The sequence below is a fragment of the Nocardia sp. CA-084685 genome (genome assembly GCF_050955785.1).
Taxonomy (GTDB): domain Bacteria; phylum Actinomycetota; class Actinomycetes; order Mycobacteriales; family Mycobacteriaceae; genus Nocardia.
This window is the reverse complement of record NZ_CP192094.1, coordinates 9,364,089-9,381,069: the sequence shown is the minus strand read 5'-3', so window position 1 is coordinate 9,381,069 and position 16,981 is coordinate 9,364,089. Positions and strand designations below refer to the sequence as shown.

The window sequence follows — 16,981 nt, the reverse complement described above, 5'->3', positions numbered from 1 at the left end:
ACACACCTGTGGATAAGTTGGGGACTGTTTACCTGGTGTTGTGCACCCCCTGTGTACAACTTGGGGAAAACCCAGGTCACGTCGTTCAAACACGCTGATAGATATCGATTTCTTAAGCTATCCACGTGTGGATGAATGAAGTGTCGGCGTGTCGGTCTAGATGAACAGCCGGGCGTGTTGGGGGTAAACAGCACGTGCGATGGATATGGCGTAGATCACATCGAGCCCGGTTGGTTTTCTCGGCGATCCACAAGTCGAATAACCGGTGGTAGAGCCGATAGCAGTGGGTTGCCGAGAATGGTCCAGATCACCGCTCGGGTATCTCGCAAATATTTGGCTATTTCCCGAACGGCACTGCTCAACCAGCACATCGGATCGATGCCGCACAGCCGAAGGCCACCCTTGTGCCGAAACACAAGAGTGGCCTTCGAATGAACTCAGTTCGCGGCGACCTGCAGGTCGAACTTCGCGACCACATCGGGGTGCAGGTGCACCACGACGTTGTGCTTGCCGACCGTCTTGATGTGCGACTTCGGCAGCTCGATGCTGCGCTTGTCGACGATCGGGCCACCGGCCGACTTGATCGCGGTGGCGACGTCGGACTGGGTGACCGAACCGAAGAGCTTGCCGGTGCCAGCGGTCTTGACCGACAGCGAAACCGCCGCCAAGCCCTCGATGGCCTGCTTCAGCTCGTTGGCGTGATCCAGGTCGCGCACCTTGCGCGCGTCCTGGGCTCGACGGATGCCCTCGACCTGCTTCTGTGCGCCCCGGGTGGCAACGATCGCCAGACCGCGCGGCAGCAGGTAGTTGCGGCCGTAGCCGTCCTTGACCTCCACGGTGTCACCGGGGGCACCGAGGTTGTCCACATCAGCAGTAAGAATCAACTTCATTGCGATGTCTCCCTTCTCAGCGAGCCGTCGACACGTAGGGCAGCAGGGCCACCTCACGCGAGTTCTTCACGGCAACGGCGACGTCGCGCTGGTGCTGCACGCAGTTGCCGGTGACCCGGCGAGCGCGGATCTTGCCGCGATCACTGACGTACTTCCGCAGCAGGGCGGTGTCCTTGTAATCGATATTGACGGTGCCGGACTTGGCTTCCTTGCAGAAGGTGCAAGCCTTCTTCTTCAGCACCTTTTCGCGCGCGGGCGCTTTAGGCATGGTTACTCCGTAATCAATGATGGGCTGATCGTTTCGAGCGACCTGCAAGCAGTCGCTACGACAACATTCAGGCCGATGTGAGCCGTTCTCAGAACGGCGGTTCGTCGTCTACGCGGCCGCCCCCGAAGGAGCCTGCCGCGGGTGCGCTGCCCCACGGGTCGTCGTCGGCGCCGGAACGGCTGCCGCCACCACCACCGGCCGGAGCGAAGTTGCCCCCGCCGCCACTGGAACCGGAACCGAAGCCGCCGCCGCCCCCGCCGCCGCGGCTGGCCTTGGCGACTTTCGCGGTGGCGTAGCGCAGCGAGGGACCGACCTCGTCGACCTCGAGCTCAACGACTGTGCGCTTCTCACCCTCGCGGGTTTCGTAGGAGCGCTGCTTCAGTCGTCCGCTCACGATCACACGGGCGCCTCGGGTCAGGCTTTCGGCGACATTCTCCGCAGCTTCACGCCAGATGTTGCAGCGCAGGAAAAGCGCTTCGCCGTCTTTCCATTCGTTCGAATTACGGTCGAACACGCGGGGAGTCGATGCGACGGTGAAATTCGCCACCGCAGCGCCCGCGGGCGTGAATCGAAGTTCGGGATCGGCCGTCAAGTTTCCGATGACGGTGATGACCGTGTCGCCTGCCATGTGGTTCCTCCTGCTCGGTATGCAGTCCGCAGTGCACTCGCTTTTGCGCTAGAGCCTAGAGACAGGCACCGACGCAATCGAGAGTCACTTGCCGTGGCGCAGAACCTTGGTGCGCAGCACCGACTCATTGAGACCCAGCTGGCGGTCGAGCTCGCTCACCGTGGCGGGCTCGGCGGTCAGATCGACCACGGCGTAAATGCCTTCGGCCTGCTTGGCGATCTCGTAGGCGAGCCGGCGGCGGCCCCAGATGTCGACCTTGTCGACCTTGCCGCCATCGGTCTTGACGACGCTCAGCATGTTGTCCAGCGACGGACCAACGGTGCGCTCGTCCAGGCTCGGATCGAGGATAACCATCACTTCGTAATGACGCACGGACCAATCACCTCCTGTGGACTAGGAAACGGCCACGGACGGTCCGTGGCAGGAGGGTCGTTGCGTCAGCAACCCGACAAGGCTACATGAACGCCTGCTGAGCAGCGAAATCTCCCCCTCGATTACCGGAGGCGGGGGAGCGCGGGCGTTGTCTGCGTCGGCCACCTAGGCTGGTCGTCATGTCGACCGGACTGGCCGCCAGCGACTCGCTCGCGGGCCGCGTGCAGCGCAGCACAGCGCTGGCCGCGGTGGTGGTGTTGCTGTGCGGGCTCATGCTGGCGCTCGCCTATGCGAACAAGGCGCGGTGCGCGGGTGCGCCGTTCGCCGAGAACGGTCGCAGTGCGATCTTCGATGTGATCAAGGATTCGGATGTCTGTTATTCCGATATCCAATTCCTCTGGCTCGGCCGTGATATCGATCAGCACGTATTTCCGTATCTCGATGGCGGCATTACCAATGACGGCACGCTGACCGGTGGCGCGGTCGAATATCCGGTGCTCAGCGGTGTGCTGATGTGGCTCGGCGCGGTCGGCGCCGATAACGACGCGGAATTCCTGCTGCATTCGGCATTGCTGTTGGCGCCGTTCGCTTTGTTGACCGCCTGGCTGCTGGTCCGGCTGGCGGGGCGGGCGGCGCTGCTGTGGGCGGCCGGGCCGCCGCTGGTGCTCTACGCATTCCACAACTGGGAGCTACCGGTGGTCTGCATGGCGGTCGCCGCGGTGTACGTGGTGACCGCCCTGACCCGATATTCATTGCGTACCAGAGGAATTCTGGCCGCTGTGCTGCTCGGTCTCGGATTCTGCCTCAAGCTGTACCCGGGCATTTTCGTGCTGCCGCTGCTCGCTTATGTACTCACCGGTGGTCAACGCGAGATGGATGATCCGACGCCGACCCGGTTCGATGTGCGCGGTGCGCTGCTGACCGCGGCCGCGGCCGTCGGCACAGTGGTCGTGGTGAATCTGCCGTTCGCGCTCGCCGGTTACGACGGCTGGCGCGCATCGATCACTTTTCAGCAATTGCGCCAGGCCGATATCACCACCAATTCCATTTGGTACTGGGGGCTTCGGCAGCTGTTCGGTCAGGACGCCAATGGCGAGAGCGCATTTCAGCACGCGGTGTCCATCGCGTCGCCGACGTTGGTGCTGACCTCCTTCGTACTGGCGATGTGGTTGGGCTGGAAGCGATTCACGATGACCGGCACCTTTCCGTGGATCGGGGTCAGCGGCGCGATGCTGTGCGGATTCCTGCTGTTCCACAAGGTGCATTCGCCGCAATACACGCTGTGGTTGGTGCCGTTCATGGTCTTGCTCGAGGTGCCGTGGGCGGCGATCGGTGCCTATCTGATCGCTGATGCGGCGATCGGGATCGGCGTATTCCGGTATTTCTATTCGATCGGATCCGGCAACTCGGTGGATTCGATGGAGAACGTCGTGCAATTCGGTGTATGGGGACGAGCCGCGCTGTTGCTGGTGTTCTTCTTCCTGTTCGTGCGTGCGAGACCACGCGGAACCCGACTCGTGCCTCCGCCGATACCGCGGTTCGCCCCCGGCAGCCTCGTCCCGGTCGCCTAGTACATCACCGCTGTGCTGGTGCTGACCACCTGTGCGGATGCAGAGTCGATGGTCGATCTCCGAGGCGGCCGAGGCGACGATCAGCCGGATCAATCGGTATGTCTGGCACGGAATGCCGCGCTCTTGGCGCGGTTGCCGCAGATGGTCATATCGCACCAGCGTCGCGACTTCCCACGTGAGGTATCGAGATACAGCCGAGTGCACTCGTCGCGCCCGCATTCCTTGATCAACCCCCGCTCCGGCCCGCCGAGCATTTCGATCGCGGACCGGGCGATCGCGGCCAGTGCCGCATCCGGACCGCCGTGGCGCGTGATCGTAGCGTCGGATCGTAATGTCAGCCGGGGCAAGTCTCGGCTCGCCAGCTCGTTGACGATCTCGCGGTTCACATCCGCGAACGGTTCGCCGTGGACCGCCGCCGAGGCCAGTCGGTAGGCGGCCTCGCGCAGGCGCACGGCAAGGTCGAGTGTCGCGGCATCGCAGTGCGGGGTGGTGTCGAGTAGGTCGGCGGCGAGCAGCCACTCGTCCAGATCCGCCGCGGTGGTGAGCAAGTCGTCGAATGTCGTGGCACGGGCCTTGACCGTGCCTGCGAAGTCCAGGGCGAGGTTGCCGCTCACGAAGGTGAACACCCTTTCATAGTAACCGCCTTGACAGGTTACTTACTTCAATGCGACGGTAGTAACCGCCTTGGATGGTTATCCGGTGATCGAGGAGAGCACGTGAACTTGGACCCGCTGTTTCGAGCGACCGGCAAACCATCCCTGGCGGCGGGCATGCAACCACTGTTCGTCGTACTGTGGAGCAGCGCCTTCATCGCCGGAGTCATCGGCGTCGGCGCGGCACCGCCGATGATGGTGCTGTTCGCGCGCTTCGGCATCGCCGCGGTACTGCTCGCGGTGTACGCCAGCGTGATTCGCGCGAGTTGGCCGAGCGCCGCCCAACTCAAACATGTCGTCATCGCGGGTCTGCTGATGCAGATCGTGCAGTTCGGTGCGTTCTACACCGCGATGAGCCTGCACGTCTCGGCCGCCATCATCGCACTGGTGCAGGGACTCAATCCGGTCGTCATCGCCTTGCTGGCCGGGTTCATCGGCGAAACCGTCACCGCGCGACAGTGGTTCGGTTTCGGCATCGGTGGTGTCGGCGTCGGCTTGGCCGTACTCGACCAGTCGAGCATGTCACTGGTCGGTCTGCTGCTGTGCGTGGTCGGCTTGCTCGGCCTCAGTGTCGGCACAATTTATCAAAAACGTTTTGTGCCGCAGGTCGATTCGCGCGCCACCACGGCCATTCACATGGCCGTGAGCGCACCCGTCGCTGGCATATTGGCTTGGGGCACCGGCCAATTGCATATCTGGGATGCGGCGCGGTTCGCGCAATCGCTCACCTGGATGGTGCTGGTCAATTCGATGGTCGCATTCCTATTGTTGAATGCGATGCTGAAGCGTTGGGCGGCAACCCGAGTCGGGCGTTTATTCTTCGCGACGCCCGCGGTCACGGCCGTGCTGGCCTGGCTGTTCATCGATCAGCCGCTGCGGCCGCTGGCCGCCGCCGGACTCGGTGTCGGACTGATCGGTATGGTGTTCGCCTCGCGTCGCTCGACGCTTATCGAACAGCGACAGCCCGTGCTCGTGCGTTGAGTTGCCCAGTTGTCAAACCAGAAGCGGCAGCGGCCGGATGCCGCTGCCGCTCGAGTTCTCCGCCGGAATTCAGGCCACCGGGGTGGCCTCTCGCGCACTTTCCACTTCGTCGGTGTCCTCGCGCCGATTCCGGATGATGCTGGTAATGAACGCCGCGCCGATGAACGCCACGCCGACGAGGCCGGTGACGATGTCATTGATGTGCACGCCGATCGAGAAGAACAGGATGACCGCCAGCGCGCCGATCGCCCAGTGCGCGCCGTGCTCCAGGTACACGTACTCCGACAGCGTGCCCTTGCGCACCAGGTACACGGTGATCGAACGGACGAACATGGCGCCGATCAGACCGAGGCCGAGCGCGATGATGATCGGGTCGGAGGTGATGGCGAAGGCGCCGATGACACCGTCGAAGGAGAACGACGCGTCGAGCACCTCGAGGTACAGGAAGAGGAAGAACGCCGCCTTGCCCGCGGCCTTGACCAGCTGCGACGGTCCGCCGTCCGCGGATTCCTCGAACTCCTCGGTGTGGAACAGCGAACCGAGACCGTCGACCACGATGTAGGTGATCATGCCGAGCAAACCTGCGACCAGGACGGTGGCGCGCTCTTCGTCACCAGCGATCAATTCCGCGGTGAGAACCAGGCCGACGCTCGCGACGACGACCGAGAGCATGTCCAGCTTGCCGAGCTGGGCCAGCGGCTTCTCCAGCCAGGACAGCCAGGTGGTCTCGCGTTCCTCGAAGATGAAGTTCAGGAACAGCAGCAGCAGGAACATGCCGCCGAATGCGGCGATCTGCGGATGTGCGTCGGTGAGCAGCTTCTCGTAGCTGGGGCTGCCGTCCGGGAAGACCAGCGCGTCATCGGCGGGCGGGTTCAGTGCCAGGTCGAACGCCTTCACCGGGTTCAGGCCCGCGGTGATCCAGACGATCGCCAACGGGAAGACCAGCCGCATGCCGAATACGGCGATGATCACGCCGACGGTGAGGAAGATCCGTTGCCAGAACTCGTTCATCCGCTCGAGCACGGTGGCGTTGATAACCGCATTGTCGAACGACAGCGAGACCTCGAGGACGCCGAGGATGGCGGCCAAGGCCAGCGCGGTCGGCCCCCCATAGAGGAATGCCACGAGCAGTGATATCACCGTGACAACGATGGACATGCCGAATATGCGCAGGACCACGCGGAGACCCTTTCCGTGCGGCGGTCGAATGTCTGTCCGAGCGCGCCTTTGCCGATGTAACCCGAGGGCCGAACCAACCCGCGGTCGCGATGATGGTTCCAGCGTGGCCGCGGAACCGTCGATTGTCCAACGGAGCGGCGAGGCGAATCGTTCCGCGGACATGCGTACAGGGGGCCCGTCGCCGAGCCCCCTGTACAGATAAGTACGTCTTAGACGTTCACGCCGTAGTCACGGGCGATACCCGCCAGGCCCGAGGCGTAGCCCTGGCCGATGGCGCGGAACTTCCACTCGGCGCCGTTGCGGTACAGCTCGCCGAAGACCATGGCCGTCTCGGTCGAGGCGTCCTCGGACAGGTCGTAGCGGGCCAGCTCGGTGCCGTTGGCCTGGTCGACAACGCGGATGTAGGCGTTGCGCACCTGGCCGAAGGACTGCTGACGGGTGTCCGCGTCGTAGATCGAGACCGGGAAGAAGATGCTCTCGATGTTCGGCGGAGTGTTGGCCAGGTCGACCTTGATCACCTCGTCATCGCCTTCGCCCTCACCGGTCAGGTTGTCGCCGAGGTGCTCGATGGAGCCCTCGGGCGACTTGAGGTTGTTGAAGAAGATGAAGTGCTTGTCGGACACGACCTTCTTGTCCCCACCGGTCGCGATCGCACTGGCATCCAGATCGAAGTCGGTGCCGGTGGTCGTACGAATATCCCACCCGAGCCCGACGGAGACAGCGGTAAGGTTCGGCGCCGCCTTCGTCAACGAGACATTGCCGCCCTTGGACAAACTGACACCCATGCGGGGTTCCCTTTCAATAGACGTCTGTGGTTCCCAGCATTGTCCGAATCGCCGGGTACGCCTTACGACAGTAGTAGGTTTCGGCAATCTTGCGTAGGAACTGCTGCATCCCCGGCGGACCGGTCCACCGCCTAACATCGGGGCGTGGCAGGCCGTAGGCGCGGATGGTTCCGTTCGTCCGGGAACAATGAATGGATTGCACAGGCGCGGTCCGCACTGGCGGCCGCGTTCCTGGATATGGATCAGCGCCAGAGTGCGGCCGAGACTGCGGTGCACGCCTGCGAACAGGTCTTCCCGGAGCGACGGATGAGCGCGAAATGGGAACCCGTGCGCAGCAGATGCTATGACGCCGCGGGCGCATATCTGACGTTCACCGAGGAACTGGATAACGCAGAGCGCGACGACACGCCGGTGGCGCAGGGCCAGCCGCGGGTGGACATCCTGGTGCGGCAGCTGATCGACGCGGCCCGGGCGGTGGACGAGTTCTATCGCGGTAATCAGCCTCAGCTCGAAAATGCCGTCGCGGTGCTCGGCACGGTGCCGCAATTCGCGCGGCAGGTGAAGATCGCGGCGGCGGGTGTGCGCAGGCAGGCCGCCGAATCCGAATACGCTGGCTACCCCTCGCTGCGCCAGCATGCGGCGGCGGTCGATGAGGCGCTGCTCACACTAGAGGCGCTCGGTTCCGAGGTGCCCGCCGTGCGTATCCGGGAAGCCGCCAGCCGCCTGGAATCGGAGACGAAAGTGCTGGCAGAAGCATTGGCGCAGGCGCCATCTCGGGCCGCGGCGGCGGCCAATGCGATTACCTCGGTGGCCACCAGATTGTCCGCGGTGCGCACCCGCGGCGAGCGGGTGGCTCCGGCCTACTCGGAGATGCTGCGCGAATTCAATGCTGCGAGTTCGGCGGATCTGGCTAACAATGGGCCGGAAAGCAAGAAGGCCATCAATGCCGCGGATGCCGCCCTGGTACGGGCGCGTGCGGCGGCGGCCGAAAACAATCCGGAGTCTGCACTTGATCTGACCACATCCGCACGGGGATACCTCACCGAGGCCGAACATCTGATCGACGCCGTCATCAAACGGCTGACATTGCTGCGCGAGGTCCGTGAGAATCCGCAAGAGAAGGCCAAGGCCGTACGATTTCGGCTGCGGGACGCACAAATGCTCGCGGTGAGCCGCGGGCTCGTCGGCGAATGGGGATCTGTGCTCGACGCACAGGTGGACCGGATCGATCGAATCACCGAAAACCTGTCGGGGCGCCATCCCGACTACTGGGCCTATGTGGCCGAATTGGATACCGTCGCGGAGTTCGTAGCCGGGGTAGTGGATCGAATGAGAAAGCAAGCAGGACCACGACGAGAATGAGGCCAGAGTTTATGCGGCCACCGCCATCAGGGATGAGGACAGCGAAGCGATGACCGCGAGCATCGTCGTCCAGCAACGGGTTTCCCTGCGAAAGCAATTGCCGCTGCGCCATTTTCGCCAGCTGCACGGCCCGGAGGCGCGGCGCCTGTTCCATAGACAACCGGAACCGTTCGGCGAAGATGCCGATCGGGAAATTCTGGCGTTCGCGCTCGGCGCCACGCTGTATGCGCCGGCGACCCGCGCCGACCTCGCGCCGACGATAAGCAAGCGAGCCGCCCGCGGTGTGTGCTCGATGGTCATCGACCTAGAGGACGCCGTCGCCGACCACGAGGTGGAATTCGCCAAACGACAGACCGTCGAGACGCTGAATCTACTTGCCGACAGCCAGGATCCGAATCCGCTGCTGTTCGTCCGGGTCCGCGATGCCGACACCGTGACCGAAATCGTCGAACAGCTCGGTACCGGTGCGATGGCACTGACCGGCTTCGTCTTTCCGAAATTCGACAGTGCGAGCGGCCCGAAATATCTCGCCGCGCTCGAGGCGGCCGCCGAACGGTTGAACAGGCCGGTATACGGCATGCCCGTGCTCGAATCGCCCGCGCTGGTGCATCGCCAGACCCGGGATCAGGAGCTGACCCAGATCGCGTCGCTGTTGGGAGAGTATCGGGAGCGGATACTCGCGGTACGCATCGGTGCGACGGATATGTGCTCGACCTTCGGCATTCGGCGTGACCGGGATCTGACCATCTACGACGTGCGGGTGGTCGCGGATGTCATCGCCGATATCGTGAATTACCTGGGGCGTTCCGACGGTACGGGTTTCGTGATCACCGGGCCGGTCTGGGAATACTTCGCCGACCACGAGCGGATGTTCCGGCCGCTGCTGCGTACCGCGCCGTTCGAGGAGTCCGATGCGGTGCCGTTCCGGCGCTATCTGGTCAGTCGCGATCTGGACGGGCTACTACGGGAGATCACGCTCGACCGGGCCAATGGGATGCAGGGCAAGACGGTCATTCATCCGTCGCATGTCGCGGCCGTGCACGCGCTATCGGTGGTGACCCATGAGGAGTATTCGGATGCGCTCGACATTCTGCAGGTCGATGTCGGCGGGGTGGCGGCGTCCGGATATCGGAACAAGATGAACGAGATGCGGCCGCATCGCAGTTGGGCACGTCAGACGCTGCTGCGGGCGCGGGTTTTCGGTGTCGCGAATAAGGGTGTTTCGTTCGTGGATCTATTGACAGCGTTGGTAACTGAATGAGTATCGACCCCTGGGCGACAACGAATTTGGGTATCGAGTTGCGGCACGAGCGCTCGCATGGGGGCGGGTCGGTTGACGTGCTGCCCGCCGAATTGCCCATCGCCACCTTGATTCAGCCGGGGTTGCGGCGTAATCCACGGCGCGCGCACCTGCTGGTTTCGACGGTTCTGGGGAAACATCTGCCGACGGATCCGCGGGTTGTGCTCGGTGCGGGCAATCGACTGGGCGATCTGGTGCGTGACGTGCTGGCCGATCGCGAGGCGGTGGTGCTCGGATTCGCCGAGACCGCAACGGGTTTGGGGCATTGTGTGGCCGCGCGGATCGGCGCCGGATGCTATTTGCATTCGACCCGTCGCGAGGTGCCCGATGCGACTACTCTGACTGGCTTCGAGGAGGGCCATTCGCACGCCACCTCACATCTGCTGCAGCCCGCACCCGCGGATATCTTCGTCAACGATCTGCCACTGGTACTCGTCGACGACGAGATCTCCACCGGTGATACGGCGATCGATGCGGTTCGGGCATTGCACGCGTTTTCCCCGCGCGCGCACTATGTGCTTGCGTCGCTGGTGGATATGCGGACCGAGGGCGACCGGGCGCGGTTCGAGGCGGCGGCCGAGGAGTTGGGTGCGCGGATCGACACGGTGTGTCTGGCTTCCGGACGTACGTTGCTGCCGCAGGATCTGGTCGAGACGGTGTCATCCATGCCGGATCCGGCGTTGAATCCCACTGCAGCGCAACGCGGTTCATTCGATCGTATCGAGTTACCTTGGCCTGCTTCGGTTCCTGAGGGGGGTCGGCACGGCATTTTGCGTTCCGATAGTGATGCGTTCGAGGCGGCGCTGCTGCGCGCCGCCGAGGCGTTGCGGATTCGGCTCGCCGACGATTTCGCCGGTCGGCCCGCGATTGTGCTCGGACACGAAGAGCTGATGTATCTGCCGCTGCGGTTGGCGGCCGAACTTGCCGATGCCGGCATTCCGACGCGGTTTCAGACGACGACCCGCTCGCCCGCGTATGTGCTGGATGAGCCCGGGTATCCGCTGCGGCGCGGGTTTCGGTTCACCGCGCCCGAAGCCGGTGAGGCGGAACCGCGTTATCTGTACAACGCGCACTGGATCGAGGATGCGCTTTCCGAACTTGCGGCGCTGGGCGAGACCGTGGCGCTGGCTGGGGCCGTTGGTGTGCGGTCGGTCCGCGTCGATCCGGTGCTGGTTGTCGTCATAGATGCACCTGCCGACACCGATGAACTGCGCGCCGAAGGCGGGCTGATCGATGTGCTGACGGCATCCGGTGACGATGTCGTACTCGCGGTGCTTCCAGGTGCGGATCCGCGGATTTTGCGCGCGGAACGAACCGATCCCGAACAGAGGGTGTTATGAGGTCGAACGCTGTGCCGGAATCGAATATCTCACCGCAATCCGCCTTGGACCTGCCCGTTCCATTGCACGGACCGGCATTCGGATCGTATGCGGCCGAGGAGGTTTCCTGGCTGCTGAAGGATCTGTCCGAGGTCGACCTCGAGGCCGATGTGGCCGAGCGGGAACGTCGGATCCAGTCCGGTGCCGCGCATTATGCGGAATCGCTGCCGATCGAATATCAGCCCGATGCCACATATCGTTCGCTGTTCGACGAGGTATTGGCCGAAAGTGCCGAGCGGCTCGCGCTCGCCGTTGCGACGGTATCTGAACTCGTTGTCGCCGAACGCGGTACCGATATCGTGCTGGTTTCTCTGGCGCGAGCGGGTACGCCGATCGGAATTCTCATGCGCCGCTGGCTGCGGTCTCGAAGTCTCGAGGTGCCGCACTATGCGGTATCCATCGTGCGCGATCGCGGTATCGACGCGGTCGCATTGGACTATCTTGCCCGCCACCATGATCCGGCCTCGGTGGTGTTCATCGACGGCTGGACCGGTAAAGGTGCCATTACTCGGGAACTCACCGAAGCGCTCGACGCGTACCACGCCATGGGCGGCGCCCGCTTCAATGACGAGCTCGCCGTGCTCGCCGACCCGGGACATTGCGTGCGCACCTACGGCACTAGAGACGATTTTCTGATTGCCTCCGCCTGCCTGAATTCGACAGTGTCGGGGCTGATTTCGCGCACGGTGCTCAATGACACGCTGATCGGTCCCGGCGATTTCCACGGTGCGAAGTTCTACCGCGAACTGGCGGCCGACGATGTTTCCGGTCGCCTGCTCGACACCGTGAGCGCCGCCTTCGACGCGATCCGGGATCGCGTGCCCGCCGAACTGGCCGCCGTGCTCGCCGAGGACCGGACACCGACCTGGGCTGGCTGGGCCTCGGTCGACAAGGTCCGGGAGGAATACGGCGTAGCCAGCGTGAATTTCGTGAAACCCGGTGTCGGCGAGACGACTCGGGTGTTGCTGCGGCGGCTGCCGTGGCGGGTGCTGGTGCGTGCGGCGGACGCACCGGAGCACGCGCATATCCGTCTGCTCGCCGCGGCCCGCGGTGTTCCGGTCGAGGTCGTAGCGGACCTGGCCTATTCGTGCATGGGATTGATCAAGGACGTACAGCAATAATGCATTTGCGAAAACTACGAAGACGCGCTCTGATCGCCACCGATCTGGACCGAACGATGATCTACTCGCGCAACGCTTTCCACGCCACGGCCGACGTGCCGATGGTGTGTGTGGAACACCTCGAGGGCGCGCCGCTGTCGTTCATGACCACCACTGCCGCCCTGCGTATGCAGACCTTGACCGAACCCGCCGCCGTCATACCCACCACCACTCGGACCATCAAGCAGTTCGAACGTATCCAATTGCCCGGCGCACCCTGGCGATATGCGATCACGAGCAATGGCGGGAACATCCTGGTCGACGGTGTGCCGGATATGCGCTGGCGCATCGATATCGACGCGCAGGTGCGGGCAAGTGGCGCGACATTGTCGGAGGTGAATACCGAACTGCGTGCGCGGATCGACGATTCCTGGGTCACCAAATTCCGGGTCGCCGATCATCTGTTCACCTACCTGGTGGTGAAGCCCAAGGAAGTACCCGATGGCTTCCTCGCCGAATGGGATGCGTGGTGCCGCCCGCGCGGCTGGTCCGTTTCCCAGCAGGGCCGCAAGATCTACACGATGCCCCTGGCCGTCTGTAAGAGTCATGCGGTGCGGGAAGTCCGCCGTCGCCTGGTCGAAAACGGTGAACTCACCGATGCGTCCATGACTCTCGCCGCAGGTGACGGCGCCCTGGACGCCGAAATGCTGCGCACCGCGGATTCGGCCATCCGTCCGCGCCACGGCGAACTCGAACAACTCAACTGGACCCACCCCAACCTCACCGTCACCCGCGCCTCCGGAATTCTCGCGGGCGAGGAAATCATCAACTGGTTCATCAAGGCCGCACCGGAAGCCGCGTAGCCGACCCTTGCCTTGACACCGGCGACAAGGTTTAGCGTTGTCCCGACGGGTTGTGAAGGAGGTCGAATGCTGATCGGTGAGCTGGCCGAGCGGGTGGGGACGAGTACCAGGACGCTGCGCTACTACGAGGAGCACGGCTTGGTGCGGGCGCGGCGCTGCACCAATGGGTATCGCGTCTATGACGAGTCGGAACTGCAGGTCGTCCACAAGATCCGGAGGCTGCTCGACGTGGGCTTCGATCTCGACGATATCCGCCCGTTCGTCGCGTGCATCCGTGCCGGAAATACCTCAGGGGATGTCTGCCCGGATTCGGTGGCGACATTGCGGCGCAAACTCGACGAAGTCGAGGCCGCCATCGATCGGTTGCATGCGGTGCGAGCGCAACTGCGCGACCAGCTCGACGCGGCGGCGGTGTCCCGATGAAATTCGGAATCAATTACAGTACACCGTATTACGGTAGCGATCCGGATCGGCTGACGGCGTTCGCGCAACACGCCGAGGCATGCGGGTTCGAGTCGATCTACCTGCCGGATCATATCGCGCTCTATCCGGGTGCGGTGGTCGGCGAGTACGAAATGCCACCGACACTGCCGTTTCCCGATCCGCTCGATTGTCTGAGTTTCGTCGCCGCGGCAACGGACCGGATCCTGTTGGGCACCGGAGTGCTGCTGCTGCCGTATCGCCATCCGGTGGTACTCGCCAAGCGGCTGGCGACCATCGATGTGCTGTCCAAGGGACGAATGCGTTTGCTGACAGTCGGACTCGGCACCTTGCCGGGTGAGGCCGCTGCGGTGGGGGTGGACTTCGCATCCCGTGGTCGTCGAACCGAAGAGGCGATCGATGTACTGCGCCTGCTGTGGGGCGGCGGTGCGGATGGTGTCGACTTCCACGGCGAATTCTTTTCGTTCGACAAGCTGTGCGTATACCCGAAACCCCATGGTGGAGACCAATTGCCGATCCATATCGGCGGATCGAGTCGGGCGGCGGCGCGGCGGGTGGGACGACGCGGCGATGGATACTTCCCGGGCGGGATGCTGATGCCCGCCGAACGTGCGCACCAGTGGGATCTGGCGAAGTCCACCGCCGTTGCGGCGGGCCGAGATCCGGCCATACTGGAATACACCCGATGGGGATCGATCGATATGCCGCAGGATCGGGTCGACGGATTTGCCGCACAAGGCGTGACCCGAATCATTGTCGGCGCTACCGCCACTGACCAGGCCGTGCAGTTCGACGAAATGTCGGCGTTCGCAGAGCGTTTCGGGCTCACAGCGAAGGGCTGACGGGCAAGCCCGCCAGCGCCTTCCGGTCACGTGATGAGAACGAGGTCAGCGGTTTCGGGTGCGGTTGAGCCAATCGAGGGCTTCGCGGAGGGTCGGGGAGTGATCGAGGCGGGGCGGTTGGTAGGGGTGGTTTGAAGCGGACGGGTTGGCCGCGGCGTCGGGTTCGGGGTGAGACGGGTTGGGATACAGATGTTTCGGTGCCGGGGGATGGCCCTCCGTCGCGGGGCGGTCCGGGCGGCGGTAAGAGGGGTTCGTCGGGAAGGGGAGTTCCGGCGCGGATTTCGGCGTTGCCGGTGGCGCGAAGCGGCCGAGTAGGGAGCCGGACGAGGTCTTGTCGGGGGCGAACGGGACTCCGGTGGAGAAGGCGCGCACACCGAGGGTGAGCATTTCACCGACCATACTGATGCCGATGGACAGGGTGGTGGGGCGGGCGTCGTGGTGCATGCCCATGGTGGTGCCTAGGGCGCTGATGGCGAAGCCCGCGGTCATCGATACGGCCCAGACGATCACGGTGCGTACCGTGTAGCGCTGCCACAGGTGGCCGTCGCGGGTGAAGATGCCGATGGTGGTGCCGCGCAGGGCGCCGAAGGCGAGACCGACGGCGCCGCCGATAATCAGCCAGGTGATATCGGTACCGTTGAGGTCGGCGATCTTGGTGAGGCTGTATATGCCGATCGCCAAGAGGATGACCGGTGGTCCGAAAGTATCGCGGGCATTCATCGGTTCGCCGTAGAACCGCTTCACCACCAGCGCGATGACCGCGACGATCGCGATCACGAGTCCGATACCCATGAGTGCCTCCCAACACTATGCCTACTGTTGGGAAGCTATTCGCCGGTCCGGGCTTGCCGAGTCCGCCGAAGGAAGGACCCCGGGAATGATCCTCAGGTCATCCGGATCAGTAATTTTGCTGTTGAGCCCCCAACTGCTGGGCGATGATGCCCTGCAATCGCTGTAGGCCGCCGACGGTCACACCGCTCTGCAATTGCCCCTCGATGGTGCGGACCAGCGCGGAATCGCTGAGGATCTTCTCACTGGACTGGATGAGAACCGTTCCGGCACCAGTGAAGTCGAACTGGCGCTCCTCACCGGAGTTCACCCCGAACCGCGCCGCACCGGCGGCCAGGAAGCTGGAGACCCAGCGCTGGTCGTAGTGGTGGCTGGGGGACGGGCAATCCGCCCAGCCGACAAGGGCTTCCGGATCGACGCGCAGCGGCGGTTCGGCGAACATGACCGGGCCATTGGAGGAGGCAAGGAATTTGCCGGTGCCGATGAGGGTCAGAAATCCCGGGACGATGGACTGATTAAGGGACAGTCCGGGCTCGAAGGCGAGCAGATTCGCGGCGCGGATGGTCAGGTTGCCGTTGTCTTCGAGGTCATAGGAATTGATGTCGTAACCGCGGTCGCCGATGATCAGCTTGCCGTGGCCCTCCGCGATCACATAGTCGCCGGTGAACAGCGGGGCGGAGAACTGCTGCGAGACCATCTGCAGCAGCCCACCCTGCAATCCGTGGGTGAGCATCTGGAACCGCATATCGCCGTAGTAGGCGATCATCGCGCCCTTGCGCATGAACCACGGCTTGTTCAGGTCGATGCAGTAGGCGTAGCTGTTGCCCGGAAGATTGTCGCTCTCACCGAGATTCAGCGGATTCAAGATATCGGTCATGATTCACAACTTCTCTTCCGAGGCCTGCACGTAAACGACACCCTGTCCGACACAATGCAATTGCATCGCCTCACCGGAACCGCGACCCACCGCATCGCGCCAGCTCAATGCCGTCTTCAACTCGGTCTGTACATTGCCGTAGGCGGCTACGAAGGCCTGCGGGTCCACCACGATCGGATTCGGCCCGCCCACCGGCAACTCCAGGAATCCGCCGTGTGCCAGCAGCACCGCCGCGCCCTGTCCGGACAGCTGCGTGGTGAACATGCCCTGACCGGTCAGCGCACCACTGGCCGCGCCGCGCAACGCACCCATCAGCCCGCCGCCGCCACCGCCGCCCGAACTCATCACCGACACAATCGAACTCTGCAGCGCGGCGGTATTGGCCAGCAGCCGCGAGGCCTCGACGCGCAGCACCGCGCCCGGCTGCATCTGCACCACATGTACTTCCAGCCCGGCGAACCCGTAGTGCACCTCCCCATGACCGGTGGCCAACATGGTGCGCTCGTGCTCACCGGCCATCATCCGACCCGCCATCCGCATAATGCCGCCGCCGCCCATGCCGGGTGCGGCTCCTGGAATCTGATGCGGCGCAAAGGAAATATCGCCGGTGTAGAACAGCATCGCGCCGTTGCGCGCGACCACACCGCCCGCCATCCCGACATTGACCTTGACGACCTTGCCGTTCACCTTCTCGAACATCG

The 16,981-nt window shown here is 63.8% G+C and carries 19 protein-coding genes; 9 read left to right on the top strand and 10 right to left on the bottom strand.

Annotated features, from left to right (window positions below; all coding sequences use genetic code 11):
* Positions 1 to 437 precede the first annotated feature (437 nt).
* From rplI to rpsF, 4 genes are all read right to left on the bottom strand, one after another.
* A complete protein-coding gene (rplI, locus tag ACQP2U_RS41470) occupies positions 438 to 890 on the bottom strand; it encodes a 50S ribosomal protein L9 (protein WP_433712606.1) in 453 nt (150 codons plus the stop codon).
* 16 nt (positions 891 to 906) lie between these two features.
* Positions 907 to 1,158 (bottom strand): 30S ribosomal protein S18, encoded by a 252-nt coding sequence (rpsR, locus tag ACQP2U_RS41465; RefSeq protein WP_040697505.1) that lies wholly within the window; start codon positions 1,156 to 1,158, stop codon positions 907 to 909.
* A gap of 88 nt (positions 1,159 to 1,246) precedes the next feature.
* On the bottom strand, positions 1,247 to 1,786 hold the full coding sequence (locus tag ACQP2U_RS41460) for a single-stranded DNA-binding protein (protein ID WP_397030926.1): 540 nt from the start codon (positions 1,784 to 1,786) through the stop codon (positions 1,247 to 1,249).
* 84 nt (positions 1,787 to 1,870) lie between these two features.
* Positions 1,871 to 2,158 (bottom strand): 30S ribosomal protein S6, encoded by a 288-nt coding sequence (rpsF, locus tag ACQP2U_RS41455; protein ID WP_040697500.1) that lies wholly within the window; start codon positions 2,156 to 2,158, stop codon positions 1,871 to 1,873.
* Positions 2,159 to 2,337: 179 nt separating this feature from the next.
* On the opposite strand from rpsF, the gene ACQP2U_RS41450 reads away from it, so the two are divergent.
* Positions 2,338 to 3,729, top strand: coding sequence for a hypothetical protein (locus ACQP2U_RS41450; protein ID WP_433712605.1), 1,392 nt, complete (start codon positions 2,338 to 2,340; stop codon positions 3,727 to 3,729).
* 89 nt (positions 3,730 to 3,818) lie between these two features.
* On the opposite strand, the gene ACQP2U_RS41445 is transcribed toward ACQP2U_RS41450, so the two are convergent.
* The gene (locus ACQP2U_RS41445) at positions 3,819 to 4,355 is read right to left on the bottom strand and encodes a CGNR zinc finger domain-containing protein (RefSeq protein ID WP_433712603.1); all 537 of its coding nucleotides are present in this window, start codon (positions 4,353 to 4,355) and stop codon (positions 3,819 to 3,821) included.
* A gap of 90 nt (positions 4,356 to 4,445) precedes the next feature.
* Between ACQP2U_RS41445 and ACQP2U_RS41440 the strand changes: the two genes are divergently transcribed.
* Complete coding sequence (locus ACQP2U_RS41440; RefSeq protein ID WP_433712602.1) at positions 4,446 to 5,363, top strand: DMT family transporter; 918 nt, start codon at positions 4,446 to 4,448, stop codon at positions 5,361 to 5,363.
* Between the two features lie 69 nt (positions 5,364 to 5,432).
* Here the strand turns inward: ACQP2U_RS41440 and ACQP2U_RS41435 are convergent, their stop codons facing one another.
* Both ACQP2U_RS41435 and ACQP2U_RS41430 read right to left on the bottom strand, forming a co-directional pair.
* Complete coding sequence (locus ACQP2U_RS41435; RefSeq protein ID WP_433712601.1) at positions 5,433 to 6,542, bottom strand: DUF475 domain-containing protein; 1,110 nt, start codon at positions 6,540 to 6,542, stop codon at positions 5,433 to 5,435.
* A gap of 209 nt (positions 6,543 to 6,751) precedes the next feature.
* Entirely contained in the window at positions 6,752 to 7,327 is a 576-nt protein-coding gene (locus ACQP2U_RS41430) for a TerD family protein (protein ID WP_397030917.1), read from the bottom strand.
* Positions 7,328 to 7,471: 144 nt separating this feature from the next.
* On the opposite strand from ACQP2U_RS41430, the gene ACQP2U_RS41425 reads away from it, so the two are divergent.
* The 7 genes from ACQP2U_RS41425 to ACQP2U_RS41395 all read left to right on the top strand — a co-directional run bounded on the left by ACQP2U_RS41425 (position 7,472) and on the right by ACQP2U_RS41395 (position 14,614).
* A complete protein-coding gene (locus ACQP2U_RS41425) occupies positions 7,472 to 8,689 on the top strand; it encodes a hypothetical protein (protein WP_433712600.1) in 1,218 nt (405 codons plus the stop codon).
* Between the two features lie 49 nt (positions 8,690 to 8,738).
* Positions 8,739 to 9,950, top strand: coding sequence for an HpcH/HpaI aldolase/citrate lyase family protein (locus ACQP2U_RS41420; protein WP_433712599.1), 1,212 nt, complete (start codon positions 8,739 to 8,741; stop codon positions 9,948 to 9,950).
* Positions 9,947 to 11,329 carry a phosphoribosyltransferase family protein gene (locus tag ACQP2U_RS41415; protein WP_433712598.1) on the top strand — a complete coding sequence of 461 codons (1,383 nt, stop codon included), beginning with the start codon at positions 9,947 to 9,949 and terminating at the stop codon, positions 11,327 to 11,329. The genes ACQP2U_RS41420 and ACQP2U_RS41415 overlap by 4 nt, the downstream gene beginning before the upstream one ends.
* 50 nt (positions 11,330 to 11,379) lie before the next feature.
* Complete coding sequence (locus tag ACQP2U_RS41410; RefSeq protein WP_433716773.1) at positions 11,380 to 12,489, top strand: cysteine protease StiP family protein; 1,110 nt, start codon at positions 11,380 to 11,382, stop codon at positions 12,487 to 12,489.
* Positions 12,489 to 13,331: an HAD family hydrolase gene (locus ACQP2U_RS41405; protein WP_433712597.1), complete on the top strand. Its 843-nt coding sequence runs from the start codon at positions 12,489 to 12,491 to the stop codon at positions 13,329 to 13,331. Before ACQP2U_RS41410 ends, ACQP2U_RS41405 begins: the two co-directional genes overlap by 1 nt.
* 66 nt (positions 13,332 to 13,397) lie before the next feature.
* A complete protein-coding gene (locus ACQP2U_RS41400; RefSeq protein WP_397030909.1) occupies positions 13,398 to 13,754 on the top strand; it encodes a MerR family transcriptional regulator in 357 nt (118 codons plus the stop codon).
* Positions 13,751 to 14,614, top strand: coding sequence for an LLM class F420-dependent oxidoreductase (locus ACQP2U_RS41395; RefSeq protein ID WP_433712596.1), 864 nt, complete (start codon positions 13,751 to 13,753; stop codon positions 14,612 to 14,614). Before ACQP2U_RS41400 ends, ACQP2U_RS41395 begins: the two co-directional genes overlap by 4 nt.
* Before the next feature lie 45 nt (positions 14,615 to 14,659).
* Here the strand turns inward: ACQP2U_RS41395 and ACQP2U_RS41390 are convergent, their stop codons facing one another.
* The 3 genes from ACQP2U_RS41390 to ACQP2U_RS41380 form a co-directional block, all read right to left on the bottom strand.
* On the bottom strand, positions 14,660 to 15,406 hold the full coding sequence (locus ACQP2U_RS41390) for a hypothetical protein (RefSeq protein ID WP_433712595.1): 747 nt from the start codon (positions 15,404 to 15,406) through the stop codon (positions 14,660 to 14,662).
* A gap of 106 nt (positions 15,407 to 15,512) precedes the next feature.
* Complete coding sequence (locus ACQP2U_RS41385) at positions 15,513 to 16,280, bottom strand: AIM24 family protein (protein WP_433712594.1); 768 nt, start codon at positions 16,278 to 16,280, stop codon at positions 15,513 to 15,515.
* Between the two features lie 3 nt (positions 16,281 to 16,283).
* The gene (locus ACQP2U_RS41380) at positions 16,284 to 16,979 is read right to left on the bottom strand and encodes an AIM24 family protein (RefSeq protein ID WP_433712593.1); all 696 of its coding nucleotides are present in this window, start codon (positions 16,977 to 16,979) and stop codon (positions 16,284 to 16,286) included.
* Positions 16,980 to 16,981 lie beyond the last annotated feature (2 nt).